Below are 918 nucleotides of genomic sequence, written 5' to 3'. Positions count from 1 at the left end.
AAAAGCGGGTGGGATTACGTTTGGTATCACATCAGGAAGTGAGTTTTGTTGTACAGTTTGATTATTACAATGGGTCATTGCAGGTTAAAGATATTTTTGAGGTTGAGAAGAAGTAGTTTTTATTAATTTCAGGGTCTGTTGGAGTCTGTTGCTTCATTTGTTCTTCATTTCATTTTTTCGTTTTTTACATTTTGTTCATTTTTTTATTTGTCATTGTGGTTGATTTTTGAAGAGGTTTTTTTATGTTAATTTTTAGATTTTTCACGTTATGTGATAGTAGAAAAGGGTATTTCCATCATTTACCTTTTTTACCTTTTTTACATTTTTCACATCCATTAAGACGGTTGCTGATCATAATGATGTTCAGTGTTAGTTTCCCGATGATGAGTTTTGCAGTGTCATCGGACTCATCGGACTCCACACAGCTTAGCAGCTCACCGTTTGCGGCAGATATTACTGATGAAGTTACGGTGCATGACATAGCAGATGATGGAGTAAAAGCGAGCGAGTATGATGCAAATGAAGAAAAAGAGGAAAAAGAGGAAAAAAAGCAAAAAAAGCAAAAAAAGCAAAAAGAGGAGAAAAAGCTAGAAAATGTAAATGAGGTCAATGGCTTAAAAAAAGAAGCCTCAGAGGAATATGAGCAGCTAAAGGAAAGGGATTATGCCTTATTGTTGGCGGCAATGAACAAGCAAGGGGTGACGTCATTGTCACATGAGCAATTTAAGCAAGTTAAACAAGTTAAAAAAGTTAATCAAAGTGATAAGAATCAAGTGAGCAAGACTCATTACACGTATCCTGTCGAGGTAATGACTCCTCAGCAAACAGCGGCATTTAGTGCCTCTATAGAACGTGACAAGGCAAAAAAAGTAAAAAAGGTAAAAGATCATAGTTATCGCAGCACATTAAGACCGACAG

1 protein-coding gene is annotated in these 918 nt (G+C 35.9%); it reads left to right on the top strand.

The features are described 5' to 3' along the window. Nucleotides 1-356 precede the first annotated feature (356 nt). The coding region (locus tag DNJ75_RS15485; RefSeq protein ID WP_170137249.1) for a hypothetical protein at nucleotides 357-918 on the top strand (562 nt) is incomplete at its 3' end.

It is taken from the genome of Cysteiniphilum litorale (assembly GCF_003428165.1).
Taxonomy (GTDB): domain Bacteria; phylum Pseudomonadota; class Gammaproteobacteria; order Francisellales; family Francisellaceae; genus Caedibacter; species Caedibacter litoralis.
The sequence above is the reverse complement of the archived record's forward strand: the minus strand, read 5'-3'. Positions and strand labels throughout refer to the sequence as shown.